Source organism: Streptomyces sp. NPDC001135 (genome assembly GCF_053598395.1).
The window spans coordinates 192,107-209,181 of sequence record NZ_JBSFKD010000012.1 but is presented as its reverse complement, the minus strand read 5'-3'; the positions used below and the strand labels follow the sequence as shown (position 1 = coordinate 209,181).

The following is a 17,075-nucleotide window of genomic DNA, read 5'->3' as shown; positions in this document are numbered from 1 at the left end:
GGGGAACGTGTCCCGCCCGCGCCAGGTGCACGAGCCGTGGGTACGGGGGGAACCCCGGCTCAGTGCGACGGCCGATGACCAGTCGGCTCACTCAGTACTGCGTCCCGGGCTCCGAAAACGTCACACCTTGCGCGAAGAAATTTTCGCGAACCACGAAACCGCAGGTCAGAGGTGTTTGTCCGAGGCCGGCTTCGGGGCTGGAACGGACACGGCGGCGTCACCGTGCCGGGCCGTGGCACCGGCACCGCCCTTGCCGGGGTGACCGCCGCCACCCTTGCCCGGATGACCGGGGCGACCCCGGCCGGGGTGGCCGTCGTCGTCGCCCGCGCCCTTGTCCTGGCCCCCGCCCTTGCCCCCGCCGCCGGTCTTCGCGCCGCCCCGGCCGGTGCCCTCGGCCTTCCCGCTGTCGCCGCTTTTCGAGCCGTCGGCCAGGTCGGCGACGGACAGGACGACCTTGCAGTACCGGCTCACCCGTGCGCTGCCGCCCGCGAGGTTCTCCAGCGCGCGCCGGCGGCCGGCCTCCAGTTGCCTGCCGTCCCGGAGGTCCCGGCAGGCAGCGGCCGCGTCCTTCCACCGGCGCCCTGGGGTGCCGGAGGGCTCACCGGTGCCCGGGGCGTGGCTCCCGCCCGTGCGGTCGTGCGGTCCCGCGGCCTCGCTGGAGCCGCCGCCCGGGTGCGCGCCCTGGCTGCCGCCCGGCGCGCCCGGACCCTGAGTCGTGCGCGAGGTGCCCGGATCCGGGACCGGGGCGAAGGGCGACGCGGAGGTCGCGTCGGCGGAGACGGAGACGGCGGGGCCGTGCTTCTCGGGCCCGAACGGCGTACGCAGCATCCCGCTCCCGGCGGCCATGGCGACACCCCCGAGCGTGCCCGCGGCCACCACGGCGGCGAGCGCCAGGCGCACCGGGCGGCCCCAGCGGGGCCGGCGGGCCGGGGTTCCGGTACGGCCCGGGGTGCCGATGCGGATGAGGCCCGCGTCGGCGCCGGGCACGGGCCGGCGGGAGATGGCGCCGGCGGTGGTGGGGGCGGTCCGTTCGGCCCCGGCGGCCTCGCGGACCTTGCGGAACGCGGCCAGGGCGGCCTGTTCGCCGGGGAGCTCACCGGTGGCGGGAGCCGCCTCCGCGGCCAGCGCGCCGAGTGCCCGGGAGAGACGTTCGGCCTGGTCACGGGCGGAGGCGTCGACGGCTTCCAGGGACTCACCGCGCAGCAGGCGTTCCGCGGTCTCACGGTTCAGCCACTTGTCCTGCTCGTCGGCCATCACATGTCCTTCTGCGTCCGCGCACGCGTATGCGTCACAGTTGCGGACGACACCGCGCGGCCGCGCGGTTCTCGCTGGGGCGGGAGCGCGTCGAGCACGCCCGCCGATTCCGGATCCTCGCCGAGCAGCTCCGCGAGCCGCTTCAGGCCGCGGTGCGCCGCGGTGCGCACGGCACCGGCGCGTTTGCCGAGGGTCTCGGCGGCGCTCTTCGCGTCGAGGCCGACGACGACCCGCAGGACGACCGCCTCGGCCTGGTCCTGCGGGAGCCGTGCGATGAGGGAGAGGGTGCTGTCGGTGGCCAGGGCCTCGATGGCCTCGCCGGCCGTGTCGGCCTCGGCGGCCCGGCCGGTCAGCTCCGTCTCGTCGCCGCCTATGGCGGGGCGGCGGCCGCGCATGCGTATGTGGTCCAGAGCCCGGTTACGGGCGATCCGCGCGGCCCAGCCGCGGAAACGGTCGGCGTCCCCGCTGAACCGGTCCAGGTCGCGGGCGATCTGCAGCCAGGCCTCGGACGCGACGTCCTCGGCGTCCGGATCCCCGACCAGTGTCCGTACGTATCCGAGCAGCCGTGGCTGCACGGAGCGGTACACCGTACGGAACGCGGTCTCGTCTCCGTCCTGTGCCGCACGCACCGCGGCGGTCAGTTCCGCGTCGTCCCCCAGCACCGTACTCCCTTTACGCCTTGTTGCCGGTCGGCGCGAAAGGCACGTTACGGCGTGAAACCGCTCCTCGTCCATGTCGATAGAAGATGCAACTAACTCGTGACCGAGTGCGGATGTGCGCAGGGTGAGGGTGGACGGGGGCGGGGTGTGACAGAAAACCCACTCCCGGCGCTGTAGGAAGTACGGGCCGCGCGCGGTCCGTTCGCGCGACGGCCGGGGCCTCTCCTGTGGGGGGTGGCGGCCCCGGCCGTTCGCTCCGGCACACCTCGTGACCCACGGCGACGCGGGCTGTGCCCAGGCCGGGATCACGCGCTTCCGGCGCGTCGAAGACGGGGCCGGTGGGCGACCTCTGTGCCGTTCTGCTTCTTCCCGGCGGTCTTGCGTACCGAATCGTCGCCGTCGTCGGCGCTTTCGCCGCTCTTCTTCCCCTGGCTCCCCGGACTCCCGTGTTTCTGGGGAGCAGGGGCCACCTGGGCCGCGCAGTAGGCCCCGACCTCGTCCTCGCCGCCCGCCGCCGTGACGAGCCGCTGCCAGGCCGTCGAGTCCAGGGCACCGCCCCGTTCCCCGGCCCGCTCGTAGGTACGGCAGTGGGCCACGGTGTCCCGGGCGGTGGCCGGACGGTCCGGCCGGCCGGGCGGGCCTGCGGACCGCAGGCCGGGGGACCCGGCGGGAGCGGACGGGCCGTGCGAGGTGCTCGTCGTCGGGCGCGGCGACCGCGGGGTGTCCGGGCGGGAGTCCGTGCCGGACCCGGCGGAGCCGATCGCCGCGAAGGCGACACCGCCCAGCGCGAGGCTCGCGAGCGCCACCGAGAGCGTGGCCCTCACCGAGAGCCGCCACCCGCGGCGCGGCGCGGCGGGCCGCCAGTCGTCCCGGCGCCGGGTACGCGGACGGGGCAGCCCCGTCTCGCGGGCGGCGCGGAAGGCGGCCACGGCCCGGCGCTCGGCCTCGGGGTCCGTGCCGCCGGCGCGCAGGACGGCACCGAGCCGTGCCCCGAATCCGGAGTCGGCGAGATGCCCCTCGTCGCGCCGGGGTACGGAGAGGGTGCCGCCGGGGTCCGCGCGCCGGCGCCCGAAGGACCCGTAGCCGTCGTGCCGTTCACCCATGCCTGTTTCCGTCCTCGTCCGGCGCGCCGGAGACCGGCGGCCCCCCGTGGCACGCACGGGCCCCAGGGCCGACGGCTCTCACGTATCCGTACGGCTCACGAACAACGCCGTTCACATCGACCCACCCAGGGTCCGGGGGCCGTCGTCCGTCACTCCCGCGCCGGTCGCACCCCCGGTGCCCAGGTGCCGGGCGAGACGCTTCAGCCCGCGGTGCGCGGCCGTGCGGACGGCGCCGGGGCGCTTGCCGAGGACGCGCGCGGCGGCCGGGCCGTCGAGGCCGACGACCACCCGCAGCAGCACCGCCTCGGCCTGGTCGCGCGGCAGTCCGCGCACCAGCTCCAGCGCCTGTTGCGTGGACAGCGACTCCAGGGCCTCGTCGTGGGTGCTGTGCCGGCCGGGCAGCTCCAGCGCGTCCTGTTCCAGCGGCGTGGCCCGGGGCCGTACCCGTCGCCGGCGCAGCTGGTCGAGGGCGCGGTACCGGGCGATGGTCGCGGTCCAGCCGCGGAAGCCGGCGCCGTCGCCCTTGAACCGGCCGAGGTCGCGGGCTATCTCCAGCCAGGCGTCGGCGGCCACGTCCTCCGCGTCCTCGCCGACGAGGCCGCGGAGATAGCCCAGCAGGCCGGGCTGCACGATCCGGTAGGCCACCGCGAAGGCGGTCTCGTCGCCCTGCTGGGCGCGCGCGACGGCCTCGCCCAGCTCCCCGTCCCGCGGCTGCGGGCGCCGGGGTTGCCCTCCTTGGCCCAAGACATCCTCGTTCGTGCCGAGCTCATGGCCACTGCGTGGCTCGTCCCTCACGGTCCGACACGCTCAGGCCGTGTCTCCGCCCTCCACGATGATCAGCGCCGCGCCGCACAGAAATGTCACAGCGTCCGTGGCACCGGCCGGCCCTCGGTACGCCGACCGGCGCGGCCCCGGGCGCGCATCGACGCCGTGACGCTCCCCGGCCGGGGCCCGCCGCGCGTGCGGGCCCCGGCCGGTCAGCGGGAGCCGGTCGCGTCCCGGCACAGCAGGCGCAGCGAGCCGCTGCCGCCGTAGACGCGGCGGGCCTCGTCGAGGGGGTCCCAGAGCCTGCCGTCAGGGGTCCGCACCCAGTGGTCGCCGCCGGCCGCCCACCACTCGGCGCCGGTCTGGCGGACGATCACCTCACCGGCGTAGGCACCGAAGCCGCGCAGCACGCTCTCGACGGCGGCGTACGGAGGGCCCTCGCGGCTTATCTCCTCGATCATCCGGTCGACCCGCCACAGGCTCTGCGCCGAGTAGTCGAGCCGTACCCGGGCGCCCTCGCGCATCGTCGCCACGGTGTCCGCGGCCCACCGCGCGGGCTTCGCCGCTGCGTGCGGCCTGGTCTCCTGCTGTGCTGTCACGTACTGGGCTGTCACATAGGGAAAAGCGATCCGTCCGGCATCGGCGTCACCGGGTCCGGAGGCGTTTCGCCAACCGTCGCGGAACCGGCCCAGGCCCCCCGCAGGATGCTTACACGACTCACGCAGCCAGGGCGTTTGAGCGCCCGTGCGCAGGGTCGCACCGGACCGTGCGCGCCCGCGGGTCCGCGGTGGCCGCCCGCGTGGTTCCCCGCGCCGCCCGCGGGGCGCTCACGCCCCGGTGCGGGCCCGCCGCGACACCACGGCCCGCAGTACCCGGCGCCCCTCGATCGACAGGTCCAGCGCGCGGCGCAGGCCATGCGGTCCGTGCTCGGCGAGAAGTTCCAGCACCGCCGTCTGCCGGCGCAGCTCCGCCGCGACCAGCGGAGGCAGGTCGGCCGTGTCTCCGGCGCGCCCGGCATCCAGCCCGTCCCCCGCCGCCGTACCGTCCGCCGCCGGATCCAGCAGCCGGTGTATCCGCAGGGAGGCGACCGAGCACGCGTCGGCCCAGGGCCGCACCGCGTCGGTGGTGCGCTCGGCCGGAGCCGCCTGCAGCATCCGGCGGACCAGCCGCGCGACCTCGTCGTCGCCGGCCTCCTCCACGCCGAGCGCCTCCCGGGCCTTCTCCAGGTTCGTATCCCAGCCGGAACCGTCGGCGAGGCTCGCCCACAGGGGCCGCAGCAGCTCGTCGTCGGCGCCGAGCAGAGGCAGGCACCGGTCCAGACAAGCCAGCCCGCTGGCGGCCAGTCCGCGTTCGTCGGCCTGTGCGATCAGTTCCACCAGGCTCATGAAATGTCTCCCTTGCCAGGGCGCCGCCCCATACGGAGCCCGCACTTCCCCTTACTGCGTGCAACGGCGCGGGAGTGTCACAGCAGATGTCCTCAGCCGAGCCGGTCCGCGAGACCGCGGAAGTCGGTCCACGACAGCGCGGGCCTGCCGGGGTCCCACAGCTTCTGCGCGGTGGCCCGCAGCGGCATCCGGATCCCGGCCGCGACCTGCGCCTGCGTCTGCGCGTTCGGGAAGTCGGACCACACCGCGAACGAGCCGCCGAGGATCTGCCCGTCGTAGCTCGCCGGTACCGCGGTCGTACCGCGCAGCACCCGCGGGTTCCACTGCTCGTAGATCCGCTGCCCGGTCGGGTAGACGAAGGTCTGCGGCTGGCCGAGGACGTAGTAGAGGAACTCGTCGTTGTAGTTGAGCACCTTCCGCCCCGCGCTCAGGTACTCCACGGGCTGCCGGGCGCCGATCTCCTTGCCGGTCCAGTAGGCGACCTGGAGGTCCTTCGCGGCCTGTACGGAGGCCTGGCGGTAGAAGCCGTCGTTCCAGGCCCGCATGGTCCTGCCGTGGGCGCGGACGGTGGCGGCGCGGTCGTTCAGCCAGCCGGTGGCGAGGTCGGCGACGGTGCCGCCGGAGCCGTACTTCTGCCGGGCGGCGGCGGCCAGCTGCGGATAGGAGGCCTGCGCGTTCTTCACGGTCAGCGCCTGGTACTCGTCGCCGCCGAGGTGCCACTGGTCACCGGGGAACAGCCCCGCGTACTCGTTCAGCAGATCGTCGACGATCTTCGCGGAAGCCGGCTTGGAGATGTCGATCGCGCCCCTGGTGGCGACCCCGCTCGCGTTGCGCAGCTGCAGGTCGGGGTGGGCGGCGAGGACGGCGCCCAGGTGCCCGGGCGAGTCGATCTCGGGAACGACGGTGACGTGCCGGCTGTTCGCCAGGTCCACGATCCGCTTGACCTGCGCCTTGGTCAGATGGTCCGGGGAGACGATCTCGGGATGGCTGCTGGACTCGATGCGGAAGGCCTGGTCGTCGGAGAAGTGCAGCCCCAGCTCGTTGAACTTCAGGTCCCCCAGCTCCCGTATTCGGTCCTCGATCCAGGACTCCGAGTACGGTTTGCGCGCGATGTCCAGCATGAACCCGCGCCTCGGCTTGGCGGGCTCGTCCCGCACGACCCCCTCCGGCGCCGTACCGCCGCCGTGGACCTCCTGCTTCAGCGTGCGGGTGCCGTAGAAGACACCGGCCTCACCGGGACCGCTGATGTCCACCCGCCCGTCGCGGACGGTCATCGTGTACGACTCCTGGTTCCCGCCCCCGCCGCCGAGCGCGAGCCGGACGTCGCCCGCCCGCACGTCGTCCTTCTGGCCCGCGTAGCCGATCCCCAGCTCCCCGGCTATCAGCCGCCCCTCGTCGGCCAGCGCCCCGTCGCTGATCACCACCCGGTCCGCCTTCCGCGGCTGCCAGCCGGGCCCGCGCGCCGGAGTGTGCGAGCGCACCGCGGGTATCGTGCGCGGCGCCTGCGACAGCGGATAGGACCGGCTGGGCCGCGGACTCGCCGAGGGGGTGGCCGCTGGCCTGGAGGCGCTGCCGGCCACCCGGCCGGACGACGACTGCTGCTGCCGCGCACCCCCTTCCGGCTGCCCGCCGCCCCCGCTGGAGGCCCACACGCCGACGCCCGTGCCGAGCGCGACGGTCCCGAGGAACGCGGCGGCCACCACGGCCCGATTACGTATCACCTGCTGCGCCGAGGCACGGCGCCTGTGCTGGGTCACCCTGCCAACGTACGACCGATCGGGGCTTCCTTCGTCATCGAGGTGTCCTGAAACTCTCCCGTCCGGGTGAATTTCAGGCATCGCAGGGACACACAGTGACCACTCTCGATAACCTGACGACACACCTTTCACAGCATCCCCTGCCACGCCACATGTGACGCGAGGACCCACGCTGCCCGCCCACCGTCTGCCCTGTCTCCCCAGGCCCCTCGACGCCTTCAACGCCGCCCCCGGCGACGAGGCCCGCGCCCTCCTGCTGCACTGCCTGGGCAGCCTGCGCTGGTCCCATCGCATCGCGGACCACCGCCCCTACCCCGACCTGGACTCCCTCCTGGCGGCGGCGGACGAGGCGGCGTACGACCTGTCGCCGGCGGATCTGGCAGAGGCCCTGGCGGGCGAGTCGCTTCCCGACCTGCCCGAGGGCATGTACTCGGCGGCCCACATGGCGCTGAGCGCGGCCCACGCGGCGTACGAGGCCCGATTCGGACATGCGTTCGTCATCTACCTGGGCGACACCCACCCGGACGAGGCCATCGACCGCATCCTGGAGGCGATTCGATCACGATTGACGAACGATCCGGAGGAGGAGCGGGTGATCGCGGCAGAGGAACTCCGGCGCCTCGCCCGAGGCAGGCTGCACACCTGCCTCGGGGGCGCGGGGAACTGCGCGACCAGCTACAACGCACCCGCACACGGCACATAACCGCTCACACCACCCCGGCAGCCGTACGGCCCCTAACCCATCCGGTGCCAGTTTGATCACACCGGGAGGCCCCCCGTAAGGCACAGCGCAGCGTCTCGCTACGATGCTGGGGGCCGGTGGACCGTACCCGGCCGGGCCCGACCGACACCGAAGCCGGCGCGGCCCTAGTCCCCGCTCCCGGAGGGTTCTTCCGTGCCGGCTGGAACGCTGTACCGCGGCCGGGAAGGAATGTGGTCCTGGGTGGCTCACCGAGTCACCGGCGTCCTCATCTTCTTCTTCCTGTTCGTTCACGTGCTGGACACCGCTCTCGTGCGTGTCTCCCCCGAGGACTACGACAAGGTCGTAGCCACGTACAAGACGCCGATCGTCGCGCTGCTGGAGTACGGCCTCGTCGCCGCCATCCTCTTCCACGCGCTCAACGGCCTGCGCGTCATCGCCGTCGACTTCTGGTCGAAGGGCCCGCGCTACCAGAAGCAGATGTTCTGGACCGTGATGGGCGTCTGGATCGTGCTGATGCTCGGCGCCGTCTACCCGGTCCTCGGCCACGCCGCCCGCGTTCTCTTTGGGAGCTGACGCCGATGTCCACCACTGAAACCACCGCGTCCGGCGTCGGCCCCGTCGAGGGCCCCGCGGTCTACGACGTCGACAACCCGGCCCCGCTGATCGAGGCGCCGCGCAAGCGCACCAAGAAGTCCCCGAAGTCGACCCGGGGCAACTTCGAGCTGGCGGCCTGGCTGTTCATGCGCCTGTCCGGCATCGTGCTGGTCGTCCTGGTCCTCGGCCACCTGCTGATCCAGCTCGTGCTGGACGGCGGTGTCTCCAAGATCGGCTTCGCCTTCGTGGCCGGCCGCTGGGCCTCCCCGTGGTGGCAGGTCTGGGACCTGCTGATGCTGTGGCTCGCGATGCTGCACGGCGCCAACGGCCTGCGCACGGTCATCAACGACTACGCGGAGCGCGCCGCCTCCCGCATGTGGCTGAAGGCCCTGCTGTACACCGCCACGGTGTGGACCATCCTGCTGGGCACGCTGGTGATCTTCACCTTCGACCCGAACATCCGCTAGGCACGGGGCTGCGAGAATCATGAAGATCCACAAGTACGACACCGTCATCGTCGGCGCCGGTGGCGCGGGCATGCGCGCCGCCATCGAGGCGACGAAGCGCAGCCGCACCGCCGTGCTGACCAAGCTGTACCCCACCCGCTCCCACACGGGCGCCGCGCAGGGCGGCATGGCCGCCGCGCTGGCCAACGTGGAGGAGGACAACTGGGAGTGGCACACCTTCGACACGGTCAAGGGCGGTGACTACCTGGTCGACCAGGACGCCGCCGAGATCCTGGCGAAGGAGGCCATCGACGCCGTCCTCGACCTGGAGAAGATGGGCCTGCCGTTCAACCGCACCAAGGACGGCACGATCGACCAGCGCCGCTTCGGCGGTCACAGCCGCAACCACGGCGAGGCCCCGGTCCGCCGGTCCTGCTACGCCGCGGACCGCACCGGCCACATGATCCTCCAGACGCTGTACCAGAACTGCGTCAAGGAGGGCGTGGAGTTCTTCAACGAGTTCTACGTCCTGGACCAGCTGATCACCGAGGTCGACGGCGTCAAGCACTCGGCCGGTGTCGTCGCCTACGAGCTGGCCACCGGTGAGATCCACATCTTCCAGGCGAAGGCCGTCATCTACGCCTCCGGCGGCACCGGCAAGTTCTTCAAGGTGACCTCCAACGCGCACACCCTCACCGGTGACGGCCAGGCCGCCGTCTACCGCCGGGGTCTGCCGCTGGAGGACATGGAGTTCTTCCAGTTCCACCCGACCGGCATCTGGCGCATGGGCATCCTGCTCACCGAGGGTGCCCGCGGCGAGGGCGGCATCCTGCGCAACAAGGACGGCGAGCGCTTCATGGAGAAGTACGCTCCCGTCATGAAGGACCTGGCGTCCCGTGACGTCGTGTCCCGCTCCATCTACACCGAGATCCGCGAGGGCCGCGGCTGCGGCCCCGAGGGCGACCACGTCTACCTCGACCTCACCCACCTGCCGCCGGAGCAGCTGGACGCCAAGCTGCCGGACATCACCGAGTTCGCGCGGACCTACCTCGGTATCGAGCCGTACACGGACCCGATCCCGATCCAGCCGACCGCGCACTACGCGATGGGCGGTATCCCGACGAACGTCGAGGGTGAGGTCCTGGCGGACAACACCACCGTCGTCCCGGGTCTGTACGCGGCCGGCGAGGTCGCCTGTGTCTCCGTGCACGGCGCCAACCGCCTCGGCACCAACTCGCTGCTGGACATCAACGTCTTCGGCCGCCGCGCGGGCATCGCCGCCGCCGAGTACTCGGCCAAGGCCGACTTCGTCGAGCTGCCGGAGAACCCGGAGTCCCTGGTCGTCGAGCAGATCGAGCGGCTGCGCACCTCCACCGGCAACGAGCGGGTGGCCACCCTGCGTCGTGAGCTGCAGGAGACCATGGACGCCAACGTCATGGTGTTCCGCACCGAGCAGACGATCAAGACGGCGGTCGAGAAGATCGCCGAGCTGCGCGAGCGCTACAAGAACGTGGCGATCCAGGACAAGGGCAAGCGGTTCAACACGGACCTCCTCGAGGCGATCGAGCTGGGCAACCTGCTCGACCTGGCCGAGGTCATGGCGGTGTCCGCCCTGGCCCGCAAGGAGTCCCGCGGCGGTCACTACCGCGAGGACTACCCGAACCGCGACGACGTCAACTTCATGCGCCACACCATGGCGTACCGCGAGGTCGGCGCCGACGGCTCGGAAACCGTCCGTCTCGACTACAAGCCGGTCGTCCAGACCCGCTACCAGCCGATGGAGCGTAAGTACTGATGGCAACCCCCGTTCTGGACAAGGATGAGGCGGCCGGCCGGCCCGAGCCCGGATTCGCCGACTCCCCCTACATCACGGTCACCTTCCGGGTCCGCCGGTTCAACCCGGAGGTCTCGGCGGAGGCGGCCTGGGAAGACTTCCAGCTGGAGATCGACCCGAAGGAGCGTGTCCTCGACGGCCTCCACAAGATCAAGTGGGACGTCGACGGCACCCTCACCTTCCGCCGCTCGTGCGCGCACGGCATCTGCGGCTCGGACGCGATGCGGATCAACGGCAAGAACCGCCTTGCCTGCAAGACGCTGATCAAGGACATCAACCCCGAGAAGCCGATCACGATCGAGCCCATCAAGGGCCTGACGGTCCTGAAGGACCTGGTCGTGGACATGGAGCCGTTCTTCCAGGCGTACCGGGACGTCATGCCGTTCCTGGTCACCAAGGACACGAACGAGCCGACGCGGGAGCGGCTGCAGTCCGCCGAGGACCGCGAGCGCTTCGACGACACCACCAAGTGCATCCTGTGCGCCGCGTGCACGTCGTCCTGCCCGGTGTTCTGGAACGACGGCCAGTACTTCGGCCCGGCCGCGATCGTGAACGCCCACCGCTTCATCTTCGACAGCCGTGACGAGGCGGGCGAGCAGCGCCTGGAGATCCTCAACGACCGTGACGGCGTGTGGCGTTGCCGTACGACCTTCAACTGCACGGACGCCTGCCCGCGCGGTATCGAGGTCACCAAGGCGATCCAGGAAGTGAAGCGCGCGCTGATCACGCGTCGCTACTGATCCGCCGTTCGCCTGCGGCACCTCGGGCCCCGTCTCCGGTCGCGCACCGGGGCGGGGCCCTCGCCGTACAACTCTCCCGTACCGCCGTGTGTCTCCTGTGTGTACGCGATCAAGGAGATACATGCGCACGTACCGAAGGCTCGCCGTGGCGACGGCCACGGCTCTCTCACTGACCGGCGGGGCGCTCGCGCTCACGGCCGGTTCGGCGGCGGCTGCTCCCGCCAAGTACGCCGACGACTTCAACGGCGACGGCTACCGGGACTACGCGTCCGGCTGGGGCGGTGAGGTCACCGTCACCTACGGCACGGCGACCGGGCCGGGTCCGAAGACGGTCCGGTTCACGCAGGACAGCCCCAACATCCCGGGCAAGGCCGGCGACGCCGGGGGGTACGCCGACGGGTTCGGCGACCAGGTGGCGAACGCCGACTTCAACCTCGACGGATACGCCGACCTCGCCGTCGCCGACCGCAGCGAGAAGGTCGGCACGAAGGCCGGGGCGGGCGCGGTCACCATCCTGTGGGGCGCCAGGGCGGGCCTCGGTGCGAAGGCCACGCGCATCCCGGCCAGGTCCACGACCGCGTTCGGTGCGGCCCTCGCCTCCGGTGACTTCAACGGCGACGGAAAGCCGGACCTGGCCGTCACCGACGTCACGGGCACCCTCTTCGTGTACCGGGGCGGCTTCTCGCAGTCCGGTACGACGGGCGGCGTCACCGGGCTGGAGGTCAGCCCCAGCGGCGCCGAGGTGCTGGAGCCGACCGCGATCGTCGCCGGCAAGGTGAACCAGGACAAGGCCACCGATCTCTATGTGATCGGCCAGGGTTACAAGAACGGCAGGATGACCCAGGCCGCCTGGTTCGTGCAGGGCGGCTCCACCATCAAGCGCGGCACGTACACGACGTACAACGCCTCGCAGGCGGACTTCTCCTCGACCGGGGTGATCGCCGACTTCGACAAGAACGGCTACGGGGACCTGGCCGTCAGCGACAAGCCGTACAACAAGGGCGCCGGGTCCGTGCTGGTGCTGCGTGGCGGTGCGAGCGGCCCGACCACCTCCTACCGCCTGTCCCAGTCCACCCCCGGCGTGGCGACCGCGGCCACCGCGAACGACTGGTTCGGCTACTCCCTCTCCGCCGGCGACACCAACCGCGACGGCTACCCGGACCTCGCTGTCGGCGTGCCCGAGGAGGAGGCCGGCTCGGTCCACAACGCGGGTGGTGTGCACGTCCTGCGGGGCGGCAGGAGTGGTCTGACCGGTACCGGCTCGCAGTGGTTCACCCGGGCCTCGGCGGGCGTGCCGGGCAGCGCCGCGGAGGACGAGCGGGTCGGTCTGTTCGTCCGGCTGCGCGACTTCGACCGGGACGGCGACGCGGACCTGCTGGTGTCCGGCGACCTCTACCGCGCCGGCCTGCTGCTGCGCGCGACCGCGTCCGGCATCACCACCAGCGGCGCGTCGCAGACCGACCTGGACCCGGACTTCCCGCAGTAGACACGGCTGCCGGGTCCACCGCAGAGCCCCATCGGAGTCGCTCCGGTGGGGCTCCTCGCATCCGGGCACCCGGACTCTTAATCTGACGACATGTCAGACGAAGAGTCGTACGAACTGCTCGGCTTCGACAACGTGCTGCTCCCCGTCGGCGACCTCGGCGACGCCGTGGACTTCTACGAGCGGGCCGGGTTCGCCGTGGGGTTCCGGTTCGAGGAGGCCGGAATCGCACTGATGAGGGTCGGCGGGGAGACACCCGGGATCCTGCTGCGCGCCGAGGAGGCCCTGGGACACCGGACGCCGCCGTGGCCCTCGCCGCGGATCTGGCTGGAGGTGCCGGACGCGCGGGCGGCGGCACGGCGGCTGGCCGCGGCCGGTATCGCCCCGCTGGACGAGGTGTTCCGGGTGGCCACCGGCTGGACCGTGGAGATCGCCGACCCCTGGGGCAACGTCCTCGGGTTCACGGACTACACCAAGCGCCCGGAACTGGGCCGCCGTTACTGAGTCCCGCTCGGCTCCACCCTTGAGTTGAACATGTTCAAAAACAGGTCTACAGTCATCCCTGTCAGCGTTTTGAACGCGTTCAAGAAGGGGTGGGGCATGGACCGCACCGTCATCGCCTACGTCATCTACCTGGTCGTCAGCATCGGGCTGACCGTCTGGGTGGCCCGCACGCTCAGCCGTAACGGCCGGGTCTTCCTCGCTGACGTACTGCGCGACGAAAAGCTGGCGGAAGCCGTCAACCACCTCCTGGTCGTCGGCTTCTACCTGGTCAACCTCGGCTTCGTGGCGCTGTACCTGAGCGGGGACAAGACGATCGAGGACACCCGCGGCGTCTTCGAGGCCCTGTCGACCAAGCTGGGCGTGGTCCTGCTGGTCCTCGGCGTCATGCACCTGGGCAACGTGTACGTCCTCAACCGCATCCGCCGGCGCGGGGTCATGGAGCGCGAGCAGCTGCCTCCGGTCACCCTGCAGGAGTGGATCGCCCCCACGGCCGGGGCGTGACCGCCGTGACCGGCACGACCACCGCACAGGACCGGGGCGTCACGGGGGGCGTCCCGGTCCGCGGGCTGACCGTCCTGTACGACGCCGAGTGCGGCCTGTGCACCCATCTGCGCGACTGGCTGGCACGGCAGCCGCAGCTGGTGCCGCTGGAACTGCTGCCGGCGGCCTCGGACCGGGCCCGGGCCCGCTTCCCCGGACTCCACCACCCGGCCGCCCTCGACGAGGTCACCGTCGTCGGCGACTCCGGCCAGGTCTACCGGGGCGCCCGCGCCTGGATCGTCGTCCTGTGGGCCCTGCGCGAGCACCGCCCCCTCGCCCACCGGCTGAGCACCCCGGCCGGCGTCCGGCTCGCCCGCGGGGCCGTGCTCGCGGCGGCGAAGTGGCGCGCCTCGCAGGGAGGTGGCTCGCAGTGGGGCGGGCAGACGTACCGGAGGGCGGACGGCTGGGCGTACCACCCGAGCACGGGGTGGACCCACCACCCGCCGCCCTGCTCCGACGGTTCCTGCGCCACCGGCTAGCGCTTGCGGCGCACTCGTTAGGCTCTTGTACCGTGCCCGCGAAGAACGACGGTCCCCAGACGGCCGGCTCCCCCAGCAGCAAGTCCGAGCAGACCCGCGCGCTGATCCTGGAGACCGCGATGCGGTTGTTCCAGGAGCGCGGGTACGACAAGACCACCATGCGGGCCATCGCCAAGGAGGCCGGGGTCTCCGTCGGCAACGCCTACTACTACTTCGAGGGCAAGGAACACCTGATCCAGGGCTTCTACGACCGGATCGCCGCCGAGCACCAGGCGGCGGTCCGCGAGATCCTGGACCGGGAGACCGACCTGGAGGCGCGGCTCGCCGGCGTGCTGACCCGCTGGCTCGACATCGCCCGGCCGTACCACGAGTTCGCGGTGCAGTTCTTCAAGAACGCCGCCGACCCCGACAGCCCGCTCAGCCCCTTCTCACCGGAGAGCGAGCACGCCCGGGAGCAGGCCATCAGCGTCCACCGGGAGGTGCTGGCCGGCTCCAAGTCCAAGGTCGCCCCCGAACTGCGGGACATCCTCCCGGAGTTGCTGTGGCTCTCCCAGATGGGGCTGGTCCTGTACTGGATCTTCGACCGTACCGAGGGCCGCGAGCGCAGCTACCGGCTGGCCCGCCGCGGCGCCCGGCTGACGGCCCGCGGAGTGGCGCTCGCCCGCTTCCGTGTGCTGCGCCCCCTGGTCCTGGAGGTCCATGAACTGTTCACGGACTTCCTGCCCGGCATGACGAAGGCGCTGCCGGACCCGCGGACCAAAGGGCGCGAGGACGAGGGGTGACCCCGGTGTGAGCCCGGTCAGATCCAGTTCAGGCGCCACAGGCGGAACACGCCCGTGCCGTCGTCCAGGTACTGGCTGCCGCCCACGTCCTCGGTGCCGACCACGTACTCCTTGTGCTGCCACAGCGGGATCAGCGGGACGTCCTGGGCGACGTCCGCCTGGATGTCCTTGAAGTCGCTCGCGGCCCGGCTGCGGTCGGCGTACTGCTGGCTGTCCAGGATGAGATGGTCGACCAGCTTGTTGCTGTACCCGGTGCTCATGGTGGAGCCGGTGCCGACGAGCGCGGCGCCGAAGGTGTCCGGGTCCGGATAGTCGGCCACCCAGCCGACCGCCCACGCGTCCATCCTCCCGGCGGCCCAGCGCTTCTGGAAGTCGGTCCACTCGTACCCCTGGACGTCCACCTTGAACAGGCCGCCCGCCTCCAGCTGCTTCTTCAGCGCCGCGGCCTCCTCCTCGCCCGCGCCCCGGTTCCTGCCGTAGCCGAGGGTGAAGCGCACCGGCAGGCTCACCCCGGCCTGGGTGAGCAGTTCACGCGCCTTCTGCACGCTCTGCTTCGGGTAGTCGTCGAAGAAGGAGGTGGTGTGGCCGGTGATGCCGGTCGGGATCAGCGAGTACAGCGGGTCGACCGTGCCCTCGTAGACCGTCGCGGCCAGCTTCTCGCGGTCGACCAGCCAGGCCATCGCGCGGCGCACCCGTACGTCGTGCAGCGGGGAGGTCGCGCGGGTGTTGAGGTACAGGTTGCGGGTCTCGGAACTGTCGGACTCGGTGACGCGCTGCTTGGGGTCGCTCGGGTTGAGCCGGGAGAGCACGTGCGGCGGCAGGTCCCGGGTGGCGACGTCCACCTCACCCGCCTTCCAGGCGCTGTCGAGTTTCGCCGAGTCGGCGTAGTAGCGCAGCTCGATCGGGCGGCCGGTGCCGCCGAGACAGCCCTTGTACCGCCCGTTCGGCCTCAGGTCGGCCTGCCGGCCCTTGGTGTACGAGGCCAGGGTGTACGGGCCCGTGCCGTCGACCCCGGTGCCGGTGCGCAGGGAGTCGGCCGGGTAGCTGTCCTTGTCCACGATCGACCCGGCGCCCGTGGCGACCTTCAGCGGGAAGGTGGCGTCGGCGGACGTCAGGTGGAAGGTGACGGTCGTCGCGTCGTCGGCGGTCACCGAGGCGAGGGTGGAGAACAGCGACGACGGTCCGACATCGGAGTTGATCTTCTTGACGCGGTCGAAGGAGTACTTCACGTCCTCGGCCGTCATCGCGCGCCCGCTCGGGAAGGTGATCCCGGGCCGCAGTGAGCACTGGTACGTCCGCAGGCCGCTGCCCTGGAAGGCACAGCTCTTCGCCGCGTCCGGGACCGGCTCGACATCGCCCGGCTCGAACGTCAGCAGCGACTGGAAGACATTGCTGAACAGCGCCCAGGAACCGGCGTCGTAGGCACCGGCCGGGTCGAGGTCCGTGACGGCGTCGGTCGTACCGACCGCGATGGTCCTGTCCTCGTCCTGCGACGGCAGCAGCTGCCAGCCGCCGATTCCCACGACCGCGAGCACGATCAGTGCCACGAGAACGCGCATGCGAACAGATCGCATGGTGGTGCCCTCCCCAGGCCCTTCACAAGGCCCTACCCCTGGCCAGCACGATTGCGCCACTCCCCTAAGTGACGCGGCTCACCTAACCACACCTGTTTCAACCGGGGGAAGGGCTTTCTGACCAGATGTGCAAGAACTTACCGAGGCGTTGTTTCCGCCTGGTTTCACAGGGCCTTCACAGGCGTGGGAGCGGTCCCGCCGGCCGGGCGCTATGACGTCCGGCGCAGTGCGCGCAGGCCGCGCAACCCGATGACTCCGACGACCGTCCCCAATACGAAGGAAACGACCGCCAGCAGCAGGTGCACCCAGAAGTACGCGGTCGGGTGGCCGTCGTCGAAGGCGAGCCCGCTGCTGTCCTTGACCAGGTTCTTGACGAAAGTGACCCAGATGACCCAGGACCACACCCCGAAAGCGAGCAGGAACCAGGAGACCGGGCGGCTGAGCTTCATGGCACCAGTATCACCGCCCGCCGT

Annotated in this window: 19 protein-coding genes; 10 read left to right on the top strand and 9 right to left on the bottom strand. The window is 71.6% G+C overall.

The features are described 5' to 3' along the window. Window positions 1–165 precede the first annotated feature (165 nt). From ACWC94_RS17705 to ACWC94_RS17675, 7 genes are all read right to left on the bottom strand, one after another. Complete coding sequence (locus ACWC94_RS17705) at window positions 166–1,254, bottom strand: hypothetical protein (protein ID WP_450797465.1); 1,089 nt, start codon at window positions 1,252–1,254, stop codon at window positions 166–168. Beyond that, window positions 1,254–1,916 (bottom strand): RNA polymerase sigma factor, encoded by a 663-nt coding sequence (locus tag ACWC94_RS17700; protein WP_450797464.1) that lies wholly within the window; start codon window positions 1,914–1,916, stop codon window positions 1,254–1,256. Before ACWC94_RS17700 ends, ACWC94_RS17705 begins: the two co-directional genes overlap by 1 nt. A 302-nt stretch (window positions 1,917–2,218) precedes the next feature. Continuing rightward, a complete protein-coding gene (locus ACWC94_RS17695) occupies window positions 2,219–3,016 on the bottom strand; it encodes a hypothetical protein (RefSeq protein WP_450797463.1) in 798 nt (265 codons plus the stop codon). Window positions 3,017–3,127: 111 nt separating this feature from the next. Beyond that, on the bottom strand, window positions 3,128–3,760 hold the full coding sequence (locus ACWC94_RS17690) for an RNA polymerase sigma factor (RefSeq protein ID WP_450797461.1): 633 nt from the start codon (window positions 3,758–3,760) through the stop codon (window positions 3,128–3,130). Window positions 3,761–3,993: 233 nt separating this feature from the next. Further along, on the bottom strand, window positions 3,994–4,380 hold the full coding sequence (locus ACWC94_RS17685) for a hypothetical protein (RefSeq protein WP_450797460.1): 387 nt from the start codon (window positions 4,378–4,380) through the stop codon (window positions 3,994–3,996). 228 nt (window positions 4,381–4,608) lie between these two features. Then, on the bottom strand, window positions 4,609–5,166 hold the full coding sequence (locus ACWC94_RS17680; RefSeq protein WP_450797459.1) for a hypothetical protein: 558 nt from the start codon (window positions 5,164–5,166) through the stop codon (window positions 4,609–4,611). Between the two features lie 92 nt (window positions 5,167–5,258). Next, window positions 5,259–6,923 carry a beta-N-acetylhexosaminidase gene (locus tag ACWC94_RS17675; RefSeq protein WP_450797458.1) on the bottom strand — a complete coding sequence of 555 codons (1,665 nt, stop codon included), beginning with the start codon at window positions 6,921–6,923 and terminating at the stop codon, window positions 5,259–5,261. Between the two features lie 154 nt (window positions 6,924–7,077). Here ACWC94_RS17675 and ACWC94_RS17670 point away from each other — a divergent pair, with 154 nt between their 5' ends. The 10 genes from ACWC94_RS17670 to ACWC94_RS17625 all read left to right on the top strand — a co-directional run bounded on the left by ACWC94_RS17670 (window position 7,078) and on the right by ACWC94_RS17625 (window position 15,028). After that, on the top strand, window positions 7,078–7,626 hold the full coding sequence (locus tag ACWC94_RS17670; protein WP_450797457.1) for a 2-oxo-4-hydroxy-4-carboxy-5-ureidoimidazoline decarboxylase: 549 nt from the start codon (window positions 7,078–7,080) through the stop codon (window positions 7,624–7,626). Between the two features lie 192 nt (window positions 7,627–7,818). Then, window positions 7,819–8,199 (top strand): succinate dehydrogenase, cytochrome b556 subunit, encoded by a 381-nt coding sequence (gene sdhC / locus ACWC94_RS17665; protein ID WP_037685290.1) that lies wholly within the window; start codon window positions 7,819–7,821, stop codon window positions 8,197–8,199. A gap of 5 nt (window positions 8,200–8,204) precedes the next feature. Further along, the gene (locus ACWC94_RS17660; RefSeq protein ID WP_450797456.1) at window positions 8,205–8,687 is read left to right on the top strand and encodes a succinate dehydrogenase hydrophobic membrane anchor subunit; all 483 of its coding nucleotides are present in this window, start codon (window positions 8,205–8,207) and stop codon (window positions 8,685–8,687) included. 19 nt (window positions 8,688–8,706) lie between these two features. Further along, a complete protein-coding gene (gene sdhA / locus ACWC94_RS17655) occupies window positions 8,707–10,461 on the top strand; it encodes a succinate dehydrogenase flavoprotein subunit (protein WP_450797455.1) in 1,755 nt (584 codons plus the stop codon). Beyond that, the gene (locus tag ACWC94_RS17650) at window positions 10,461–11,240 is read left to right on the top strand and encodes a succinate dehydrogenase iron-sulfur subunit (RefSeq protein ID WP_450797454.1); all 780 of its coding nucleotides are present in this window, start codon (window positions 10,461–10,463) and stop codon (window positions 11,238–11,240) included. The genes sdhA and ACWC94_RS17650 overlap by 1 nt, the downstream gene beginning before the upstream one ends. A 121-nt stretch (window positions 11,241–11,361) precedes the next feature. Further along, window positions 11,362–12,726 (top strand): FG-GAP and VCBS repeat-containing protein, encoded by a 1,365-nt coding sequence (locus ACWC94_RS17645; RefSeq protein ID WP_450797452.1) that lies wholly within the window; start codon window positions 11,362–11,364, stop codon window positions 12,724–12,726. 90 nt (window positions 12,727–12,816) lie between these two features. Then, window positions 12,817–13,227: a VOC family protein gene (locus ACWC94_RS17640; RefSeq protein WP_450797451.1), complete on the top strand. Its 411-nt coding sequence runs from the start codon at window positions 12,817–12,819 to the stop codon at window positions 13,225–13,227. A gap of 96 nt (window positions 13,228–13,323) precedes the next feature. Beyond that, window positions 13,324–13,728, top strand: coding sequence for a hypothetical protein (locus tag ACWC94_RS17635; RefSeq protein ID WP_450797450.1), 405 nt, complete (start codon window positions 13,324–13,326; stop codon window positions 13,726–13,728). A gap of 5 nt (window positions 13,729–13,733) precedes the next feature. After that, the gene (locus ACWC94_RS17630; protein ID WP_450797480.1) at window positions 13,734–14,246 is read left to right on the top strand and encodes a thiol-disulfide oxidoreductase DCC family protein; all 513 of its coding nucleotides are present in this window, start codon (window positions 13,734–13,736) and stop codon (window positions 14,244–14,246) included. Window positions 14,247–14,278: 32 nt separating this feature from the next. Then, the gene (locus ACWC94_RS17625) at window positions 14,279–15,028 is read left to right on the top strand and encodes a TetR family transcriptional regulator (protein WP_450797449.1); all 750 of its coding nucleotides are present in this window, start codon (window positions 14,279–14,281) and stop codon (window positions 15,026–15,028) included. 17 nt (window positions 15,029–15,045) lie between these two features. Here ACWC94_RS17625 and ACWC94_RS17620 read toward each other — a convergent pair whose 3' ends face one another. Next, a complete protein-coding gene (locus tag ACWC94_RS17620) occupies window positions 15,046–16,602 on the bottom strand; it encodes an ABC transporter substrate-binding protein (protein ID WP_450797448.1) in 1,557 nt (518 codons plus the stop codon). A gap of 209 nt (window positions 16,603–16,811) precedes the next feature. Continuing rightward, window positions 16,812–17,051 carry an SCO4848 family membrane protein gene (locus ACWC94_RS17615; protein ID WP_404049563.1) on the bottom strand — a complete coding sequence of 80 codons (240 nt, stop codon included), beginning with the start codon at window positions 17,049–17,051 and terminating at the stop codon, window positions 16,812–16,814. Window positions 17,052–17,075: the final 24 nt, after the last annotated feature.